Here is a 19,679-nt window from a genome sequence, read left to right as displayed (position 1 = left end):
CCAATTTTCGATGCATGTATGGACCCGACACCTTTTGCAAGTTCTTTTTGTAACGTTGAAACAGTTTGCGTGCATGTATCCGGCTTGCTTATGGGCGAATGTCTGATACGTGCCCGCAACCTTGATGAGATTCGCACACTCATTCCTTAGCAAATCATCGGCTTGTCCTTCGGACAGTCCGCACCGAAAGCAGGCTTTTGAGTGTCGGTCTTACCAGTTTCGTCATCACTCTAAGAAGCTTCGCATAACTAGGGATGGGGTATTTGCTGCACAAACGGCAAAGGTTGTGCAGCCAATTGTTGTTTAAGCAGGCTCTTCCGATAAACGATAGCTGTAATCAACAACGGGACGGCAGGCATGGTGGGGGCCTGCGCGCAAAAGGTTATGGTTGACAGTCTTCCCCATATCAAAGCGACAATCCCGAGCATAGTACTAATCGTTATGATGAATCGCGCAAAATGCATCCCGGGCTGCCGTTTGCTGTGGCGTATTGGTGGTTGCGGCGATGATCAAGGCGGCATTGGCCTGGCTTTGGACAGCGATTTCGTCCCGCACTGCCTGATAGGCTATGGGGTCGTGGGTCGCTTCTGCTAATTTAAGCTGTGTCGCGAAATACCATGCCTGTTGACGCCAGGCTGCAATGAGCTGATAGGACAGCAAATCAAATGGTGGCTGGGAAATAGGCACTGGTTGATTCATAGTTGGATCGAAGCGTTGAGCTTCAGCAACCAGAATGCCGGGGTAAGCGCCAGATAGCCAAGCATCATCCAGATTGTAGTCACTTTTGGCGCTGCTGCCGTCAGGATAAACCAGTCCCATTTGGTCCAATGCAAAAGGCTCATCACCGATAATATGGGCATTGACAGCTAGTAAGGCATCGCCCAAAGCAGTCAACTGTTTGTTATCTGCAGCTCTAAAGGCAGTTTGCCAGGCAGGTGAAACATTGGCTAAATCGTGATTCTTCCATGCAGCGAATTGGTTTAAATAATAGGTGGCAAAGATGGCATCTAACTGCGTTTGGTATGCCGCACTTTGATAATAATTTGGATTACTGATTGTTGGCTGGAAGGCCTGTTCGACATTGACATAGAAATAATTGAATATCAATTTGTGGTCGCATGCTGCCACTAATGGCGCTAATTGGGTTTGAAGTTGTGCGAGAGTATCGCTGACACAACTGGGGGCTCCGGTCGGGCAGATAGTACTGGAGCTTGGGGTATAGCCAAATGGTGCGGGCAGTAGTAAATAGGTCCACGGTGCAGGATTAAATGTTTGCGCCTGAACTGGCAGCAGTGAGGTTACGGCGATGGCGATGCCGATAAAAGTAGATGTCATGCGTGTACGAATGCTCATCATAGAAATCTCCATGGTTGAAAAGTACAGCGATTAATTATCTATAGCACCAGGCCCGTGCGCCCACCCAAAAAAAGCCCGCCAATCCTCATCAGGCGGGCCAAGTTGGCTTCGGGAGCTGCTAGCCAAACATTGTTTCAATATAGAAATAGCAGAAGAGAAGAGCAAGTACTAACGCCCATCGCGTCTCTTGGCCGCCTACTCCTTCTGATAGCCATCCCGGCAATCGATATTGCAGAACTGCGCCCCCATGGGCGATTAGCTCATCGCAGCTAGGAAAATCTACCCGCCTATCATTTTTTTCATGTGGCAACCGTGTAAAACGCAGATAGCTTTGCTAGCGCATCACTATGGATTTTTTGTGAATATCTGGCCTTGATTATTATCTTGAGCATTTATTTATTTGCTTACGCTCAGCCTCCGTGGACACATGCTTATTTGACTTAATCAAATAGTCCATAAGTACATCAAAGGATGGCTGCGCCTTCAGCTCCCACCCCGCGTGCCAAGAATCTACTGTGACTGGGTTGTCGCATAAGTAGATCATGAGCGCTCAAGCATTGGTCGAAATAAGATGACCGCCGAAAACAAATAGCCTTGCCGTAGCAACTATCTAACGCTGAGCGCAATACTAATTGTCTGAGGAATAATTTCACAGGCTGCGGCTTGCAGTGGTGATTTGTTGATCTCGAAGGAGTGCTTCCCAAGAGCGAGATTTTTCTGTAGCGCCTGCGGAATTTCCAGGTCGAGCTGAAGAAATGCAGCCCTTCCAAGGTAAGGCTCGTTATGCGGCAGATAGACTGCTTCGGGTATTGATCGCACGGCGTCCCCCAATCTATGTTTAAGCACATAGAATCGATGTCACCGCTACAAAATTGCTACATCCTAGCAATACAACAAGCATTCATGCGGGTTACAGCCTTAATTCAGCCCAACCATCATGGGCGCAACGGAGATGCGCGTTTATTGTATTTCTCTGATTTCATGTAGTTCTACGTTAATTTCACGCACATATCGTGACGTGATTTGTACGCTATTTTGCTTGATCTCTAAAAGATATTGTGCGCCGATCACATGCAAACTGTAGTGGACACTACAATTTCTAACAATGCCGATCAGCCGACAATCTTCTGGCGAAACCATTCCGCCAATTCCTGCTCGGTGAGCGATCCTGCCGCGGCCGTTTCCATGACACGAATCGCATCAATGCTTGAAAACTGCAGCTTGAAGCCATTGTCAGCGAGAAAAACACGGGCAATAACCCAGGCCGTACGTTTGTTGCCATCGCTGAAACCATGGTTCCGCACCAAGCCAAAAGCGTAGGCCACGGCAAGATCCGCAGCATCCGGCTTCGGGTTTTCATGGTTATCCAGCTGCTCCGGTCTGGCCAATGCCGACTATACCGCAGCAAAATTTCCCTCAAGTTTCGTCTGCCAGGCATCTGCGCTACGGGCCATAAACAGATGCAGCATCTCAAGTGCTTCCATCCAATCTTTCCATCACCCCCCTGTCATTTCCGCTTTAACAACAAGCCGATAAACCATGCACACCGCACTACGGTTTCAAAGAATTTCAAGGCGCCAGCCCGCTCCGGGCCTGCTGTTGGAAGAAAAAGACACATTTCGCAGAAATTGCTCATCGGAATTGATAGTAATTGCTAATTGCAATCATTCTCAATACCATTCGTATCCTAACATTTCACAATGTTTCGCTTGAAAATATAACAATGAAGCACTCGGGGAAGGCGAGGCCGGAAACACATTCCTGCTGGCGTCATGCGTGTTCAGACCAACTAAAAAAACAAATTAGATGTCACAAAACAATTTCGTGGCGCGAATCCGTGTCCGCAAAAAAATCGGCTTGCCGCTGGCATTTGCAATGGCTGGCCTGCTGGCGGCATGCGGTGGCGGCACCGGCAACAGCGCCAGCACGCCAATTACGCCGGCGCCGGACGGCGGGCTCAGCCAGGTCGCCGGCCTCGGCAAGAAAATATTCAGCGACCAGAGCCTGTCGGCCTCCGGCAAACAGTCTTGCGCCACTTGCCACAATCCCGACAATGCGCACGCACAGAGCAATGACCTGGCAGTGCAACTGGGCGGCGCCAATCTCGATGTGCCCGGCTTTCGCGCCGTGCCGTCCCTGCGCTACCTGAACCTGACTCCGGCATTCTTCTTTGCCAGCGACGGCACCCCGACCGGCGGCTTCAACCGCGACGGCCGCGTCAATACGCTGGCCGATCAGTCGGAACGGCCATTCCTGGCGCCGCATGAGATGGCCAATGGCAGCAAAGCCAACGTGATCGTCAAACTGAAGCAGGCAGCGTATGTCGAAGAGTTCCGCCAGGTGTTCGGCGCAGCCATCCTGGACAATAGCGACGACGCTTTCAACCGTATCCTGTTGGCGCTGCAGCAGTACCAGAAGGAAGACGCTGACTTCCATCCTTACGACTCCAAGTACGATCAATTCCTGAGTGGCAAAGTACCGTTGAATGCGACTGAGTTGCGCGGGCTGGCGCTGTTCAATAATCCGACCAAGGGCAACTGCGTCGCCTGCCACCTGAGCGCCAAAGGCAGCGACGGCTCGTCGCCGCTGTTTACCGATTTCACCTTCGACAACCTGGGCGTGCCGCGCAATCCGGCGATTGCCGCCACCGCCGATCCGGCTTACTACGATCTCGGCCTGTGCGGACCGGACCGCACCGACCTGAGCAACCGCAGCGAACTGTGCGGCAAGTTCAAGGTGCCGACCCTGCGCAATGTCGCCACCCGCAAGGTGTTTTTCCATAACGGCTACTTCAAGACCCTGCGCGAGGCGGTCAGTTTTTACGTCAAGCGCGATACCAATCCGGAGCTGTGGTACCCGGCCGACGCCAGTGGCGTCGCTCAGAAATTCAACGACCTGCCCGAGCAATACCGCAAGAACGTGAATGTCACCGAAGTGCCGTATAACCGGCAACCGAACATGCCGCCGGCCCTGTCCGACAGCGAAGTCGACGACGTCGTGCAGTTTCTCGGCACGTTGACCGATGGCTACAAAGCACAATAAAACTTAAGGGGAAATCCATATCATGAAAAAAAATATCCTGGCGCAAGCCATTGCATTGGCCTTGATGGCAAGTCCGCTGGCGGCATCCGCCAGCGAAGCGGAATTGCTGAAGCGGCTCGACAAGCTGGCTGCTGAAGTCGAGCAGCTCAAGGCCGAGCTGGCCGCCACCAAGAAGAAAACCGACACGGTTGAACAGCGCCAGGACGCGCTGGCAGCCGCACCTGTTGCAACAGTAGCGGTCGCGGCTGCTCCAGCAGTCGCCGCTGCGCCGGTCGCCACGGTGGCGGCAGCTTCGCCGGCGAACATGCTGGGACCGAACACGGTGCTGTCGAGCTACGGTGAAGTCAATTACACCCGTCCGCGTCATGACAGCAGCAAGTCGCAAGCCGACGTCGCTCGCGCCGTGATTGGCATCACTCACCGCTTTGACGAAAAGACCAAGATGGTGGCTGAGTTCGAATGGGAGCACGCCGTCACTTCCGCCAGCGACAAGGGCGAGACTGAGGTCGAGCAGCTGTATGTCGAGCGCGAATTCAACAACGGCTTGCGCGCCAAGGGCGGCTTGTTCCTGATCCCGGCCGGCCTGCTCAACACCAACCACGAGCCGACCGCTTATTACGGCGTCTATCGCAATTTTGTCGAAACCGCGATCATTCCATCGACCTGGCGCGAAGCCGGGTTCGGTCTGTCGCAGACGCTCGACAACGGTTTGACCTGGGATACCGGGCTGACTACCGGTTTCGATCTGAGCAAATGGGACGCGTCGTCGACCGATGGCCGCACTTCACCTTTGGGCAGCATCCATCAGGAAGGCCAGATGGCCAAATCGCACGACCTGAGCGTGTTCGGCGCACTGAACTGGCGCGGCGTGCCAGGCTTGCTGCTGGGCGGTTCGGTGTTTACCGGCAAAGTCGGACAAAAGACGCCGGATTTCGCGGCCCAGGATGCGCGCCTGACCTTGTGGGATCTGCATGCCCGTTATACCCCCGGCAAGTGGGACTTGTCGGCGGTCTACGCGCGCGGCACCATCAGCAACACCGAAGCCCTGAACCAGACCTTCGCCGGCCAGCCGACGCCGGTGCCGTCCTCGTTCTACGGCTGGTATACGCAAGCGGCCTACCAGCTGTGGAAGAATTCCGACTACACCCTGACGCCGTTCGTGCGCTATGAACGCTTCAACACCGCCAACGGTTACGCAGCAATGCCGGCCGGCCTGGCAGTCGCCACCGGACCGAACGAAGGCGTGTGGACTACCGGCCTCAACTTCAATGTCGGCGAAGGCGTGGTGCTGAAAGCCGACTACCAGAAATTCAAGGTCGACACCGCCCGTGACCGCTTCAACCTCGGTCTGGGTTATGCTTTCTGATTTTAGATAATGAAACCTAGCCAAATAGCCACGCTGGCGGTTGCCGCCGGCGCCAGCTCCAGCGCCTTCGCCACCCAATACCTGACGGTGGAGCAGGCGCAGCAAACCATGTTTCCGGATGCCTCCGGCTTCAAGGACGCCAGCCTGCAGCTGTCGGGCGAGCAGATCAAGCAGGTTGAAAAGCTCTCCGGCCTGCCGGTGCGTTCGGTCGGCTGGCGGGTGTTTGCCGCTTACAAGGGCGATGCCCAGCTGGGTTACGTGATCCTGGATGACGTGGTCGGCAAGTTTGAACTGATCTCGTATGCCGTGGCGGTCAATCCCGACGCCAGCATCAAGCAGATTGAAATCCTCGCCTACCGCGAGAGCCACGGCTTTGAAATCAAGAGCCCGGCATGGCGCAAGCAATTCGTCGGCAAGAGCGCCGGCGCCGGCGGCCTCAGCATAGGCGACGGCATCGCCAGCATCAGCGGCGCCACCCTCTCCTGCACCCATGTGACCGACGGCGTGCGGCGCATCGCCGCGATCGCCCAGGTGATGCTGAAAAAATGAGACGGCGGGCGCAACCCTGGCTGGGAACTCTGGTCGAGGTGACGCTGGCCGACAGCCTGGGCGAAGCGGAAGCGGCGCAGGCCTTCAACGCCGCTTTCGCGGCGATCGCCACAGTGCATCGCCTGATGAGTTTTCACGATGCCGCCAGCGACGTGGCCCGCATCAATCGCCTGGCGCCCGGCAACGCTATCGCTGTCGATGCGCATACCGCGACTGTGCTGCGGACGGCGCTCGCGATGCAGACGGCAAGCGGCGGCCTGTTCGACATCGCTTGCGCCTCCAGGCTGGCGGCATGGGGATTTCTGCCGGCCGCCTGCCCGCCAGCCGCTCCGCACCATGGCGCCCGCTTGCACATCGACGACCAAGGCATGGTGCACAAGCCGGCGCCGCTGCTGATCGACCTCGGCGGCATCGCCAAGGGCTATGCGGTGGACCTGGCGGTCGAGGCCCTGCGCGCGCTGCATATTGTTTCGGCCTGCGTCAATGCCGGCGGCGATTTGCGGGTGCTGGGGCAAACCCCTTATCCAGTCATGATCCGCGATCCGCGCTCGCCTACCCGAAGCGGCGCCCGCATCGATCTGAAAGACGGCGCGCTGGCTACCTCGGGCAGCTATTTTTCGCAAAAGATGGTGGATGGATGCATGCGTTCGGCGCTGGTCGACGCCGGCAGCGGCAGCGCACTGGTCGACAGCCGCAGCGCCACGGTGCAGGCGCCCGACTGCATGACCGCGGACGCCTTGACCAAGCTGGTGCTGCTCAGCGCCGACCCGCTGCATCCTTTATTGCAGCGATTTGGCGCGACTGCTTTTATAATCTGAGCGATGCGCCAACTCAAACATCCTAAAAACAGCCTGCATCACCCCGGCCTGCGGGCGCACGTCATGCGTTTCCGGCTGGAGCGCTGGCATCGCTTCAGCCTGTACGGCATCAGCGGCCTGCTGGTCGCCAGCGGCATCCTGTGGCTGCTGGCCCGTTATTTCCTGCGCAGCGCCGGCGAGTTCGGCGAAACCGTCCACCCGCTTGAGCCATGGGCCATGAAACTGCATGGCGCCGCCGCCATGGCGACGCTGTTTTTCGTCGGCAGCCTGCTGAACAACCATATCCGGCGCGCCCATCACGCGCGCCGCAACCGTTATTCCGGCTGGAGCATGGCGACGCTGCTGGCCTGGCTGACGCTGAGCGGCTATGCCTTGTACTACCTGGCCAGCGAAGCCAGCCGGCCGCTCTGGTCGGCTGGCCACTGGATCCCTGGCCTGCTGCTGCCGCTGCTGCTGGTATTGCATATTTTTATGGGGCGGCGCGCGGCGCGCCGCTAGCGTCCCCGGAACCGGCGGTTCAAGACTAGACCAGCAGCATCTCGAACCGCCGTGTGTCCTATTTACTGACGCGCTGGATTATTTTCCGCGAAATACTCGTGGTTATCGGCATTGTCCAACGCCGAATCCGGATCGCTGATGGCGAGGCTGTGCGCGCCGCTTTGGCCGTAGACATGGTCGCCGGTGCCGGCCACTACCGTGAAGTGGCTGGTTTCATGCACCAGCGTGCCGGACTTGGAGTCGGTGCCATTGGCCGGCGCTTGCCAGTAGGCGCCGCACAGGTAGACTGTGTAAGGCTGGTCCGGATAGACATAAGCGTAGGTGCCCGAATCGGAACAGCTGCAATCGAATTTATACGACTGGCCGCCGAGGGCGCTGCTGATGTTGCCGTAGTGGCTGGTCGCGGTCGCATAGCGGCCGCTGGTGACCGCGCCAAACCACCAGGTGTAGCGGCTGCCGGTCTTGTTGGCCGCCAGGTAGCTCTTGGCATTGGTGGCGATCGAGGCGGCGTCGCTGCGGGCCGTGGTCAGCGCGGTCTTCTGGCTGTTGCTGCAGCTGGCGAAGCTGGTCGAGCCGCTGGCGTTGATCGCTCCCAGCAGGTCGCCGGAAGTCTGCTTGGATGAAGGCGCAGGACCGCCGTCGACAGTCAGCGGCAGCGCATTGGTTTCCAGCGTGATGCCGCCGCCAGCGCCGCCGGTCTTGGCCTGGACCGCGCTGCCGGCTTCCCGCACCAGAGTCTCGGCGCTGCGCTTGTACTTGACCACGTACTGGCCGCCGCGATACATCTCGTAGTAGGCGCTGAGGTCGACCTCGACCGCCCGGCTTTCATTCGGTTTCAGCGTGATGTAGTCCTTGTCGGTAGCCGGCTTGCGTTTCACCAGCCGTCCCACATAGCGCACCGGCTGGCCGCCCAGCGCGACGCTGAACAAGTCGCCGCTGACGCCGTTCAGCGGCGTTTCCCAATTCAAAATGTGCAAAGGCGCCGCGCTGGTGTTGCTGATGGTGTACAGCACCTTGCCTGCACCCGCATCGCCTTTCGCACTCGCTTCCTGGATCGTTACCTGGATATCGGCCTTTGCTGCGTAAACCGAGCCGCTTACAACGATTGCCGCCACGCACGTGACGCCTGCCAACCATCTCTGAAAATTGACCATGGATTACCCCTCTTGAAGAGTTAAATGGACCTCTGCCCCATGAACACGGGTGAATTTATGCTATACCACAAAGGAGGTAGTTGGCATCCTGTCAAAATTGACAGGATGCCATGACTTCCTGCGCGCGCCTGGACGAGTTGCCACAGGCATGCCGCGTTCCAGAATGGACAGCGTCAAGTGGCTCTACCGCAAGCGGTATAAACGGACTACCATCGTCAGCAGGAATCCGCCATCGGCGCAATCGCCGGCGCGGGATCCGCCTCTGAACATCAAGGAGACCCCATGCCCAGCCCGCTGAATACCGACCATTTCTGGATGCCGTTTACCGCCAACCGCCAGTTCAAGAGCAAGCCGCGCATGCTGGTGTCGGCATCAGGCATGTACTACACCAGCGACGACGGCCGCCAAATCCTGGACGGCACGGCCGGCTTGTGGTGCAGCAATGCCGGCCACTGCCATCCGAAGATCGTCGAGGCGATCCAGAAACAGGCGGCGGCCATGGATTTTGCGCCAGTGTTCCAGATGGGCCACCCTGTGGCTTTCGAAGCCGCCAGCGCGCTGGTCGCCATCGCGCCGGAAGGCTTGAACCGGGTGTTCTTTTGCAATGACGGCTCGGAGTCGGTCGATACCGCGCTGAAGATCGCGCTGGCCTATCACCGGGTGCGCGGCGACGGCTTGCGCACGCGCCTGATCGGCCGCGAGCGCGGCTATCACGGCGTCGGCTTCGGCGGCATCGCGGTCGGCGGCATCGCCGGCAACCGCAAGCACTTCGGCCCGACCCTGGCCGGCGTCGACCACCTGCGCCATCCGCTGGATATCGCCCGCAATGCGTTTTCGCGCGGCTTGCCGGAACACGGCGCCGAGATCGCCGACGAGTTCGAACAGCGCCTGCTGGCGCTGCACGATCCAGCCACCGTGGCAGCCCTGATCGTCGAACCTATCCAGGGCTCGACCGGCGTCATCCTGCCGCCCAAGGGCTATCTGCAAAAGCTGCGCGCCATCTGCGACAAGTACGGCATCCTGCTGATTTTCGACGAAGTGATCACTGGCTTCGGCCGCCTCGGCGCACCGTTCGCAGCCGACTATTTCGGCGTGGTGCCGGATATGATCTGCTGCGCCAAGGGCCTCACCAACGCCAGCGTGCCGATGGGCGCGGTGATCGTGCGCCAGGATATCCACGACGCCTTCATGAGCGCCGCCAATGAAAACGCCATCGAATTCTTCCATGGCTATACCTATACCGCCCACCCTCTGGCAGCGGCCGCCGCGGTGGCCGCCATGGCTGTCTACAAGAGCGAAAACCTGTTCGACCGCGCAGCTGCGACAGCACCGTATTTCGAGCAGGCGGCGCACAGCCTGAAAGGCCTTCCTTTCGTCAAGGACGTGCGCAACCTGGGACTGGTGTGCGGGATTGAACTGGAGTCGATTGCCGGCAAGCCAGGTGCGCGCGCCTTCGATGTCTTCCTCCGGTGTTTCTGGGACAAAGGCGTGCTGATCCGCACCACCGGCGACATCATCGCCCTGTCGCCGCCGCTGATCATCGAGCCGGGCCAGATCGATCAGTTGTTCGCAGCGATCGGCGAAGTGCTGAAGGCGCAGCATGCGGCGAGCCCTACGGCCGCTTGAACATCGGCTGAAACCGCCTGGCAGGGGTCAATAAAAAACCCGCCGATACCTGCCCTGGACCAGGGCGAGTATCGGCGGGTTTTTAGTGGCCGGACCAGAAGGTTCGGTGCACTGCGTGGCTTACGCGTCGCGCGAAGCCTTTTTACGCTCGTGTTCCTTCAGGTAGCGCTTACGCAGGCGGATGCTCTTCGGCGTGACTTCGACCAGTTCGTCGTCGTCGATGAATTCAACCGCGTATTCCAGCGACATTTCAATCGGCGGCACCAGGCGCACCGCTTCGTCGGTACCGGACGAACGGACGTTGGTCAGCTGCTTGCCCTTGATCGGGTTGACCACCAGGTCGTTGTCGCGCGAGTGGATGCCGATGATCATGCCTTCGTAGACCGGGTCGTTGTGGCTGACGAACATGCGGCCGCGATCCTGCAGTTTCCAGATAGCGTAGGCAACGGCCGCGCCGTCGTCCTGCGAGATCAGCACGCCGTTGCGACGGCCGCCCAGTTCACCCTTGGAGGTGTCAACCGGCGCGTATTCGTCGAACACGTGGCTCATCAGGCCGGTGCCGCGGGTCAGGGTCATGAATTCGCCCTGGAAGCCGATCAGGCCGCGTGCTGGAATGCGGTATTCGAGACGGACACGGCCCTTGCCGTCCGGTTCCATGTTTTGCAGGTCGCCGCGGCGACGGCCCAGTTCTTCCATGACGCCGCCCTGGTTCACTTCTTCAACGTCGACAGTCAGGTTCTCGTAGGGCTCGTGGCGCACGCCGTCCACCATCTTGAACACCACGCGCGGACGCGAAACGGCCAGCTCGTAGCCTTCGCGGCGCATGTTTTCGATCAGGATGGTCAGGTGCAATTCGCCGCGGCCCGACACTTCATAGGTCGAATCGTCGTTCTCGGCCTGCACTACGCGCAGCGCCATGTTGGCCTTCAGCTCGCGGTCCAGGCGGTCCTTGATTTGGCGAGTGGTCACGAACTTGCCTTCGCGGCCAGCCAGCGGCGAGTTGTTGACCATGAAGTTCATGGTCAGGGTCGGTTCGTCAACCTTCAGCATCGGCAAGCCTTCCGGCGAGTCCGGTGCGCAGATGGTGGAACCGATGCTGATTTCTTCGATACCGTTGATCAGCACGATGTCGCCAGCCAGCGCTTCGTCTGTCAGCACGCGATCCAGGCCGCGGAAAGTCAACACCTGGTTGATGCGAGCCTTGGTTGGCTTGTCGTCCGGACCGTTCATCCAGATCACGTCTTGCAAGGCTTTGACTTTACCGCGCAGGATACGGCCAACGCCGATCTTGCCGACGTAGGAAGAGTATTCCAGCGAAGTGATCTGCAGTTGCAGCGGGCCGTTAGGATCATCTTCACGCGCTGGAACGTGCTTCAGGATCGCGTCGAACAGCGGTTCCATGTTGCCGTCGCGGACGGTGTCTTCCAGGCCTGCATAGCCTTTGAAGCCCGATGCGTAGATGATCGGGAAGTCCAGCTGCTCGTCGGTTGCGCCGAGCTTGTCGAACAGTTCGAAGGTGGCGTTCACAGCCTTTTGCGGGTCGGCGTTTTCGCGGTCGATCTTGTTGACCACGACGATCGGCTTCAAGCCCAGCGCCAGCGCCTTGCGTGTCACGAAACGCGTTTGCGGCATCGGACCTTCTTGCGCATCGACCAGCAGCAGAACGCTGTCGACCATCGACAGTACGCGCTCGACTTCGCCGCCGAAGTCGGCGTGGCCCGGGGTATCGACGATGTTGATGTGGGTGCCCTTGTATTCGACTGCGCAGTTCTTCGACAGAATGGTAATGCCGCGTTCTTTTTCAATTTCGTTCGAATCCATCACGCGTGCATCGACGTGCTGGTTGTCACGGAAGGTGCCGGATTGACGCAGCAATTGGTCAACCAGAGTGGTCTTGCCGTGGTCAACGTGGGCAATGATGGCAATGTTGCGGATAGCGCGAGGTGTGTTTGACATGGTCAGTTTGGAGATTGAAGAACTTAGTAAGTGCGCAGGTTACAGTTACGATTGCGCAGAATATTTATTGCGAGATTATTTATTGCAAGATTATTTATTGCTACATATGCGGCCAAACATGCTCGCTAAGGCACTGCACAGAAGTACGGCAGATGTAGCGGAATTTGGGAGGCCGCGCATTATAGCATGACGCGCTGCACTACTTTATGAAAAGCCTTGTAATTTCAACGAGTTGCTGTCTCAAACGCAGCACATGCGTTGTTCAAAAGGCATTTATACGCGCTGTGCCGTGGCAATCAGGCGTTCGGGCGCCAGGACGCCGTAATCATGCAGCTGCGCGGTGCCCAGCAGTTGCCTTTCGGATACAGCATCTCCCGACTGCAAATACACCCGCACCCGCCCAGCCTGTGCCGGCAAGGCCACGCCCTCTTTCGTCAGCGTCAGGCGCTGGCCTTGCAGAAAGCGCTTGGCCAGCGGTTCGGACAGCAGCACTTCGGGAAACGTCAGCAGCAGGCTGTCGACCGGCGCCAGCAAGGCGCTGCGCTGCTCCGGTTCGGTGGCCGCCAGTTGTTCCAGGGTGACGCAGCCATCCAGCGTCAGGTGGCCCACCTGGATCCGGCGCAGCTCTTGCAGATGGGCGCCGCAACCCAGCGCGGCGCCGATGTCCTCACCCAGCACACGGATGTAGGTGCCCTTGCTGCAGGCGACACGCAGGCGCAGGAACGGCGCTTGGTAGTCCAGGAACTCCAGTGTGTGAATGCTCACGTCACGCGCTTCGCGTTCCAGCGTGATGCCGGCACGGGCGTATTCGTAGAGCGGCTTGCCGTCGCGCTTGAGCGCCGAGTACATCGGCGGTACCTGCTTGATGGGGCCGCGGAACTGCGCCAGCACCGCGTCGATCTGCTCGCGGCTAACGTCGACATCCTTGCGTTCCAGCACCTCGCCCTCGGTATCGCCGGTGGTAGTACCCACTCCCAGATGGATCAAGGTTTCGTAAGTCTTGTCAGCGTCCAGCAGATCCTGGGCGAACTTGGTGGCTTCGCCAAAGCAGAGCGGCAGCACGCCGGTGGCAAAGGGATCGAGCGTGCCAGTGTGGCCGGCTTTTTGCGCATTGAGCAAGCCTTTGGCCTTGATCAATGCGTCATTGCTGGAAAAGCCGACCGGCTTGTCCAGCAGCAGGACGCCATTCAAGGGGACACGGATTCTTTTGGGTGGGCGTGATGCCATGGTAGCAATGCAAAAAAGGGATAAACGGAAACGGCCTGCTGTTGCCAGCAAGCCGCATCAAATGATTGAACAATAACTGCTGATCAAACGTAATCAGGAAGTCATTTATTCCTGGCCATCGTCCTTGGAACGGGTCGCGTTCGCCAGGTCGATCAGGCGCGACATCTCGACGCCGCGGGCGGTCGAATTGTCGTGGATGAAATGCAAGGCAGGCAAGGTGTGGATAGTCAGGCGGCGGCCCAGCTGGTTGCGCAGGAAACCGGCAGCCTGGGTCAGGCCCTTGACGGTATTCGCAATCGCTTCCTTGTCGTCGTTGAGCATCGTGAAAAACACCTTGGCATGGGCGTAATCCGGCGTCACCTGCACTTCGGTAATCGTGATCATGCCGACCCGCGGGTCCTTCAACTCGAACACGATGATCTCGGACAAGTCCTTCTGGATCTGGTCTGCAACGCGCAGGCCGCGGCCGGGGATGGATTTACTATGTTTAGCCATACTTTTATTCGGCGCTGTTACGCGCTATATCTTTCACAAATGAACTACCAACAACTTTTCAGCTGGCGCGTAGGCAGAATACCCACCTTGCAAACCATGCATCGAAACCGATGCGCCGTAGGGTGGGCACGAAGTGCCCACGCGGCAATTGCGCCATAGGTATCCGCGTGGGCATTGCATGCCCACCCTACGAAACCACATGATATTACCAAACGAAAATCGGGCTGTTAGCCCGATTTTCCTGCCTTACGCACCAGAGCTGCGTGCGTGTGCTTTGACTATTACAGGGTACGCGCGATTTCTTCGACTTCAAAGATTTCGAGGTGATCGCCTTCTTTGATGTCGTTGAAGTTCTTCAGGGTCAGACCGCATTCGAAGCCGGAACGGACTTCCTTGACGTCATCCTTGAAGCGTTTCAGCGAATCCAGCTCGCCTGTCCACAAGACCACGTTGTCGCGCAGCAGGCGGACCGAAGCGCCACGCTTGACCAGGCCTTCGAGCACGTAGCAACCGGCAATCGCGCCGACTTTGCTGACCAGCAGGACCTGGCGAATTTCCACCAGACCGAGGTTCTGTTCGCGCTTCTCCGGCGACAGCATGCCGGACATCGCTGCCTTGATCTCGTCCACGGCATCGTAAATGATGTTGTAGTAACGGATGTCGACGCCGTTGGCTTCCGCCAGCTTGCGTGCCTGCGCATCGGCGCGGGCGTTGAAGCCGATGATCACGGCCTTGGAAGCGACTGCCAGGTTGACGTCCGACTCGCTGATGCCGCCGACGCCGGCGTGCACCACTTGTACCCGGACTTCACTGGTCGACAGCTTCTGCAGCGACTGCACCAACGCTTCTTGCGAACCTTGCACGTCGGTCTTGATGATCATCGGCAGATTCTTGACTTCGCCTTCAGCCATCTGGTCGAACATGTTTTCCAGCTTCGCGGCTTGCTGCTTGGCCAGCTTGACGTCACGGTACTTGCCTTGACGGAACTGACCGATTTCGCGCGCCTTGCGCTCGTCTGCCATGACCATGACTTCTTCGCCGGCAACCGGCACTTCTGTCAGGCCCTGGATTTCGACCGGAATCGACGGACCGGCTTCGGAAATCGCCTTGCCGTTTTCGTCCAGCATCGCACGGACGCGGCCATAAGCCGAACCCGCCAGCACGACGTCGCCGCGCTTCAAGGTGCCGGACTGCACCAGGATGGTTGCTACCGGACCGCGGCCCTTGTCGAGACGCGCTTCCACCACCAGGCCGCGGGCCGGAGCAGCAACCGCTGCCTTCAGCTCCAGCACTTCGGCTTGCAGCAGCACTTGCTCCAACAGGTTGTCGATGCCTTCGCCAGTCTTGGCCGATACCGGCACGAATGGCGATTCGCCACCGTATTCTTCCGGCACCACTTGTTCCGCGATCAGTTCCTGCTTGACGCGATCCAGGTTGCCGCCCGGTTTGTCGATCTTGTTGATCGCCACCACCAGCGGTACGCCGGCGGCTTTCGCGTGGGCGATCGCTTCCTTGGTTTGCGGCATCACGCCGTCGTCGGCTGCCACCACCAGGATGACAATGTCGGTCGCCTTGGCGCCACGGGCACGCATCGCGGTAAACGCTTCGTGGCCCGGGGTGTCGAGGAAGGTGATCATGCCGCGCGGCGTTTCCACGTGATAGGCGCCGATGTGCTGGGTAATGCCGCCGGCTTCGCCGGATGCAACCTTGGCGCGGCGGATGTAATCCAGCAGCGAGGTCTTGCCATGGTCGACGTGACCCATGACGGTGACCACCGGTGCGCGCGGCAGCAGTTCGGCGTCGGCATGTTCTTCGCCGTCGACCAGCAATGCTTCCGGATCATCCAATTTCGCAGCGTGCGCGGTGTGGCCCATTTCTTCGACCAGAATCATCGACGTTTCCTGGTCCAGCACCTGGTTGATGGTGACCATCTGGCCCAGTTTCATCAAATGCTTGATGACTTCCGAAGCCTTGACCGACATCTTGTGCGCCAGTTCAGCGACAGTAATGGTTTCCGGAACATAGATGTCCTTGATGACCGCTTCTGTCGGCGCCTGGAAATTGCTTTCGTGATCGTCGTTATGCGAACCACGGCGGCCCTTAGGACCACCGCGCCAGCCATCGCGCCCGCCGCCGGTGTTGCCGCGGGTCTTGATGCCGAGGCCGCGCTTCTTGGCGGCGTCGTCCTGCCAGGTCGAAGAGACGTTGGCGGACTTGATCGACTTCTTGTCGACCACGACCTTCTTGTCGTCTTTCTTCTCGCCCGGCTTCTTGTCGGCAGGCTTGTGCAGCGTGCCTTCGGCGGTCTTGGCCGGGGCAGCGACTGGCGCTACCGGCTCAGGCGCCTTGATCACGCGGCGCGGTGCATTCATCATGGCCTTGATCTGCGCCACTTCATCCTGCACTGCCTTGCGGGCGCGTTCGGTCGCAGCGGATTTCTCGGCAGCTTCCTTGGCGGCTTGCGCAACTTTTTGCTTGGCTTCTTCGCTGGCCAGGCGTTTCTTTTCTTCTGCCGCCGGATCTTCCTGCTTGACCGGCGCATCGGCGCTGGCAGCCACCGGGGCCGGTGCTTGCGCAGCGGCTTTCTTGGCTTCCAGTTCAGCTTTCTTGGCGTCGCTTTCCGCTTTTTGCGCAGCCTTGGCTTGCGCTTCCTTCTCAGCTTCCAGCTTGGCCAGGCGTTCTTGCTTTTCCAGCAATTCGGCTTCCTGGCGAGCGATCAATTCTGCCTGACGGCGAGCTTCTTCCACCCGGCGTGCCTGTTCCGCTTCGTCGACGACGGGCGCGGCAGGCGCGACCGGTGCTGCCGCTACTTCGGCAACCGGCTCGTCACGCTTGACGAAAGTACGCTTCTTGCGCACTTCAACCTGGATCGTGCGCGACTTGCCGGTGGCGTCAGCCTGCTTGATCTCGGTGGTTTCCTTGCGGGTCAGCGTGATTTTCTTCTTTTCGCTATCCGGCACCGCACCGTGCGAACGGCGCAGGTGTTCCAGCAGGCGATCCTTGTCTTCTTTCGACAAGGCGTCGTCAGTCGAATTTTTCTGGACGCCAGCCGATTGCAGTTGTGTCAGCAGTAAGTCCGCTGGCATTTTCAGCTCGGTGGCAAATTGGGCTACATTGTTACTCGCCATTCAGTCCTCTTTTTCTATGTGGCGCGGCAGACGATACGGAACCTCTCGGATCACTCGATCACTTGGCTTCCGCTATATTCCATGCCTTGGCTTGCAGGGCCTTGGCATGATCATCGTACTTGGCATCGATGAGTTTCATCTCATCGTCGGTCACATCTTTAAACTCTTCTTCAATCAAATGACGCGCACGGTCGGCCGGCAAAGCCAGGATCGCGCCAAACTCGTCATACGCCAGGGCGGCGAAGGCAGCCAAGGTCTTGACTCCAGCCAGGCCCAGCTTGCCGGCGGTAACCCGGTCCATGCCTTCGAAGTTGACCAGCGCATCTTCCATGCCTTCCAGTCCTTCTTCCGAGGCAATCGCTTCGGTCACCAGGGCATCGCGCGCCCGGTTGCGCAGTTCGTTGACGGTGTCTTCGTCGAACGAATCGATCTCCAGCATTTCGGTGATCGGCACGTAGGCGATCTCTTCCAGGCTGGCGAAACCTTCTTCCACCAGGATGTCGGCGACTTCCTGGTCGACGTCCAGCTTTTCCATGAACAGGGTGCGGATCGCCGCGGTTTCCACCGCCGATTTGTCGGCCGATTCTTCCGCTGTCATGATGTTGATCTGCCAGCCGGTCAGTTCTGCCGCCAGGCGCACGTTCTGGCCGCCGCGGCCGATGGCAATCGCCAGGTTCTCTTCATCGACGACGACGTCCATGGCATGCTTTTCTTCGTCAACCATGATCGAAGAAACATTGGCAGGAGCCAGTGCGCCGATGACGAATTGCGCCGGATCTTCCGACCACAGCACGATGTCGACCCGCTCGCCGCCCAGTTCGCCAGTCACGGCCTGCACGCGCGAACCGCGCATGCCGACGCAAGTGCCGATAGGATCGATGCGCTTGTCCGCGGTGAACACGGCAATCTTGGCGCGTACGCCAGGGTCGCGCGCCGCCGATTTGATTTCCAGCGAGCCTTGTTCGATTTCCGGCACTTCCAGTTCGAACAGCTTCATGATGAATTCCGGCGCGGTGCGCGACAGGATCACTTGCGGGCCGCGTGCATTGCGGTCGATACGCAGGATGAAGGCGCGGACACGGTCGCCGATACGCAGGTTTTCCTTAGGAATCGTCTGGTCGCGCGGCAAGCGTGCTTCGATCTTGCCCGATTCGACAATCGCGTCACCGCGTTCCATGCGCTTGATGGTGCCGGTGACCAGCGAATCGCCGCGTTCCAGGAAGTCGGCCAGGATCTGCTCGCGTTCAGCGTCGCGGATCCGTTGCAGCACGACCTGCTTGGTGTCTTGCGCAAAGCGGCGGCCGAATTCCACCGATTCGATCGGTTCTTCGATGTGGTCGTCGACTTCGACGTCGTCAATCTGTTCCTTGGCTTCGAACAGCAGGATTTCCTGGTCCGGCAATTGCAGACCCGCTTCATCCGGCACCACGTGCCAGCGGCGGAAGGATTCGAACTCGCCGGTTTCACGATCGATCGTGACGCGGATATCGACGTCGCCCTCGTAGCGTTTTTTGGTTGCCTGTCCAAGCGCGTGTTCGAGCGCACCGAACACAACATCCCGATCGACGTTTTTTTCATGCGCGAGCGCATCGACCAACAATAAAATTTCGCGACTCATGCTTTGCGACTCCTAAAATCCACTTGCGGCACCAGGTGTGCCTTATCTACGTCAGCGAGCGTAAAATCCAACACCGCCGACCCATCTTTTGTTTCAAATTCGATTTTCAAGTTCTCGCCTTCGGGTTCGCCGAGGACGCCTTGAAATGACTTCCGGTGCGCTGCGCCCGGCATCGCCACGCGCAATTTCACGATCGCTTCCTTGCCGGCAAAACGCACATAGTCAGCCAGCTTCTTCAGCGGCCGGTCGAGGCCTGGCGACGAGACTTCCAGCCGCTCGTACACGACATTTTCCACCGTCAGCACGTGCAGCAGCTGATGCGTCACTTTTTCGCAATCTTCTACCGTGATCTGGCCCTGCTCGGCGTTTTCCGGCGTGAAATCGATGTATACGCGCAACAAGCCACGCGCGGCCTTTTCGAATTCGACCAGCTCATAGCCCATGCCAACCACGGTTGTTTCAATCAGCTCCAGCAACTGCAAGGCAACTCCCTATAAATATAGCTTGCGGCCCGGCGATTGCAGGCCCGAATGAATACGCACAAGCAGCACGCACGACTTAAAAGCCGCTAAAAACGAAAAGCAAAAAAAAATGGGCATCTGCCCATCTTCTTATCGTTTGTCATTTCAAGCAGTTTCGCGAGACCGGCTGCGCATCAAATCGAATTCTTCAACCGATATTCAATTTAATTTCGCTTTAAATCTCGTTAATGACTTCTGTTAACTTGTAAATTATAAACGATTGGGCTATGTACCGCAATGCAGGAAGTTTGCATTTATTGACAATCGGCCGCCAACAGACGGTAAATTAATCATTATTGCCACACCTCCCGCCACTTCTTTCACA

General features: G+C 58.4%; 15 protein-coding genes. 6 read left to right on the top strand and 9 right to left on the bottom strand.

What is annotated here, in order from left to right:
• Nucleotides 1-432 precede the first annotated feature (432 nt).
• Both AC07V8_RS09540 and AC07V8_RS09535 read right to left on the bottom strand, forming a co-directional pair.
• A complete protein-coding gene (locus tag AC07V8_RS09540) occupies nucleotides 433-1,356 on the bottom strand; it encodes a DUF5995 family protein (RefSeq protein ID WP_494678048.1) in 924 nt (307 codons plus the stop codon).
• 1,112 nt (nucleotides 1,357-2,468) lie between these two features.
• On the bottom strand, nucleotides 2,469-2,744 hold the full coding sequence (locus AC07V8_RS09535) for a type II toxin-antitoxin system death-on-curing family toxin (protein WP_494678049.1): 276 nt from the start codon (nucleotides 2,742-2,744) through the stop codon (nucleotides 2,469-2,471).
• Nucleotides 2,745-3,162: 418 nt separating this feature from the next.
• On the opposite strand from AC07V8_RS09535, the gene AC07V8_RS09530 reads away from it, so the two are divergent.
• The 5 genes from AC07V8_RS09530 to AC07V8_RS09510 are packed head-to-tail and all read left to right on the top strand — an operon-like array spanning nucleotide 3,163 to nucleotide 7,629.
• The gene (locus tag AC07V8_RS09530) at nucleotides 3,163-4,398 is read left to right on the top strand and encodes a cytochrome-c peroxidase (protein ID WP_494678050.1); all 1,236 of its coding nucleotides are present in this window, start codon (nucleotides 3,163-3,165) and stop codon (nucleotides 4,396-4,398) included.
• Between the two features lie 22 nt (nucleotides 4,399-4,420).
• Nucleotides 4,421-5,764, top strand: a complete 1,344-nt coding sequence (locus AC07V8_RS09525) for a putative porin (RefSeq protein WP_494678051.1) — start codon at nucleotides 4,421-4,423, stop codon at nucleotides 5,762-5,764.
• Between the two features lie 9 nt (nucleotides 5,765-5,773).
• Nucleotides 5,774-6,313 (top strand): FMN-binding protein, encoded by a 540-nt coding sequence (locus AC07V8_RS09520; RefSeq protein ID WP_494678052.1) that lies wholly within the window; start codon nucleotides 5,774-5,776, stop codon nucleotides 6,311-6,313.
• Nucleotides 6,310-7,131 carry an FAD:protein FMN transferase gene (locus AC07V8_RS09515; RefSeq protein ID WP_494678053.1) on the top strand — a complete coding sequence of 274 codons (822 nt, stop codon included), beginning with the start codon at nucleotides 6,310-6,312 and terminating at the stop codon, nucleotides 7,129-7,131. Before AC07V8_RS09520 ends, AC07V8_RS09515 begins: the two co-directional genes overlap by 4 nt.
• A gap of 3 nt (nucleotides 7,132-7,134) precedes the next feature.
• Nucleotides 7,135-7,629 (top strand): DUF4405 domain-containing protein, encoded by a 495-nt coding sequence (locus AC07V8_RS09510; protein WP_494678054.1) that lies wholly within the window; start codon nucleotides 7,135-7,137, stop codon nucleotides 7,627-7,629.
• A gap of 62 nt (nucleotides 7,630-7,691) precedes the next feature.
• On the opposite strand, the gene AC07V8_RS09505 is transcribed toward AC07V8_RS09510, so the two are convergent.
• Nucleotides 7,692-8,744: a M35 family metalloendopeptidase gene (locus AC07V8_RS09505; protein ID WP_494678055.1), complete on the bottom strand. Its 1,053-nt coding sequence runs from the start codon at nucleotides 8,742-8,744 to the stop codon at nucleotides 7,692-7,694.
• Nucleotides 8,745-9,065: 321 nt separating this feature from the next.
• Here AC07V8_RS09505 and aptA point away from each other — a divergent pair, with 321 nt between their 5' ends.
• Entirely contained in the window at nucleotides 9,066-10,409 is a 1,344-nt protein-coding gene (aptA, locus tag AC07V8_RS09500) for an omega-aminotransferase AptA (RefSeq protein ID WP_494678056.1), read from the top strand.
• A 120-nt stretch (nucleotides 10,410-10,529) separates the two neighbouring features.
• On the opposite strand, the gene typA is transcribed toward aptA, so the two are convergent.
• The 6 genes from typA to rimP all read right to left on the bottom strand — a co-directional run bounded on the left by typA (nucleotide 10,530) and on the right by rimP (nucleotide 19,315).
• A complete protein-coding gene (gene typA, locus AC07V8_RS09495; protein ID WP_494678057.1) occupies nucleotides 10,530-12,365 on the bottom strand; it encodes a translational GTPase TypA in 1,836 nt (611 codons plus the stop codon).
• 273 nt (nucleotides 12,366-12,638) lie between these two features.
• A complete protein-coding gene (gene truB / locus AC07V8_RS09490; protein ID WP_494678058.1) occupies nucleotides 12,639-13,592 on the bottom strand; it encodes a tRNA pseudouridine(55) synthase TruB in 954 nt (317 codons plus the stop codon).
• A gap of 105 nt (nucleotides 13,593-13,697) precedes the next feature.
• Nucleotides 13,698-14,087 carry a 30S ribosome-binding factor RbfA gene (gene rbfA, locus AC07V8_RS09485; RefSeq protein WP_494678059.1) on the bottom strand — a complete coding sequence of 130 codons (390 nt, stop codon included), beginning with the start codon at nucleotides 14,085-14,087 and terminating at the stop codon, nucleotides 13,698-13,700.
• A 281-nt stretch (nucleotides 14,088-14,368) separates the two neighbouring features.
• Nucleotides 14,369-17,215 (bottom strand): translation initiation factor IF-2, encoded by a 2,847-nt coding sequence (infB, locus tag AC07V8_RS09480; RefSeq protein WP_494678060.1) that lies wholly within the window; start codon nucleotides 17,213-17,215, stop codon nucleotides 14,369-14,371.
• A gap of 58 nt (nucleotides 17,216-17,273) precedes the next feature.
• Nucleotides 17,274-18,833: a transcription termination factor NusA gene (gene nusA / locus AC07V8_RS09475; RefSeq protein ID WP_494678061.1), complete on the bottom strand. Its 1,560-nt coding sequence runs from the start codon at nucleotides 18,831-18,833 to the stop codon at nucleotides 17,274-17,276.
• Complete coding sequence (gene rimP, locus AC07V8_RS09470; protein WP_494678062.1) at nucleotides 18,830-19,315, bottom strand: ribosome maturation factor RimP; 486 nt, start codon at nucleotides 19,313-19,315, stop codon at nucleotides 18,830-18,832. Before rimP ends, nusA begins: the two co-directional genes overlap by 4 nt.
• Nucleotides 19,316-19,679 lie beyond the last annotated feature (364 nt).

It is taken from the genome of Collimonas sp. GW821-FHT02H07 (assembly GCF_059421505.1).
This window is presented reverse-complemented; position numbering and strand designations above follow the sequence as displayed.

Excerpts from the sequence above, each read along its gene's own strand:
- AC07V8_RS09525 (WP_494678051.1), top strand. The coding sequence starts at position 4,421 with ATGAAAAAAAATATCCTGGCGCAAGCCATTGCATTGGCCTTGATGGCA.
- aptA (WP_494678056.1), top strand. The coding sequence starts at position 9,066 with ATGCCCAGCCCGCTGAATACCGACCATTTCTGGATGCCGTTTACCGCC.
- AC07V8_RS09510 (WP_494678054.1), top strand. The coding sequence starts at position 7,135 with ATGCGCCAACTCAAACATCCTAAAAACAGCCTGCATCACCCCGGCCTG.
- infB (WP_494678060.1), bottom strand. The coding sequence starts at position 17,215 with ATGGCGAGTAACAATGTAGCCCAATTTGCCACCGAGCTGAAAATGCCA.
- rbfA (WP_494678059.1), bottom strand. The coding sequence starts at position 14,087 with ATGGCTAAACATAGTAAATCCATCCCCGGCCGCGGCCTGCGCGTTGCA.
- AC07V8_RS09530 (WP_494678050.1), top strand. The coding sequence starts at position 3,163 with ATGTCACAAAACAATTTCGTGGCGCGAATCCGTGTCCGCAAAAAAATC.
- AC07V8_RS09515 (WP_494678053.1), top strand. The coding sequence starts at position 6,310 with ATGAGACGGCGGGCGCAACCCTGGCTGGGAACTCTGGTCGAGGTGACG.
- AC07V8_RS09520 (WP_494678052.1), top strand. The coding sequence starts at position 5,774 with ATGAAACCTAGCCAAATAGCCACGCTGGCGGTTGCCGCCGGCGCCAGC.
- nusA (WP_494678061.1), bottom strand. The coding sequence starts at position 18,833 with ATGAGTCGCGAAATTTTATTGTTGGTCGATGCGCTCGCGCATGAAAAA.
- truB (WP_494678058.1), bottom strand. The coding sequence starts at position 13,592 with ATGGCATCACGCCCACCCAAAAGAATCCGTGTCCCCTTGAATGGCGTC.
- AC07V8_RS09540 (WP_494678048.1), bottom strand. The coding sequence starts at position 1,356 with ATGATGAGCATTCGTACACGCATGACATCTACTTTTATCGGCATCGCC.
- typA (WP_494678057.1), bottom strand. The coding sequence starts at position 12,365 with ATGTCAAACACACCTCGCGCTATCCGCAACATTGCCATCATTGCCCAC.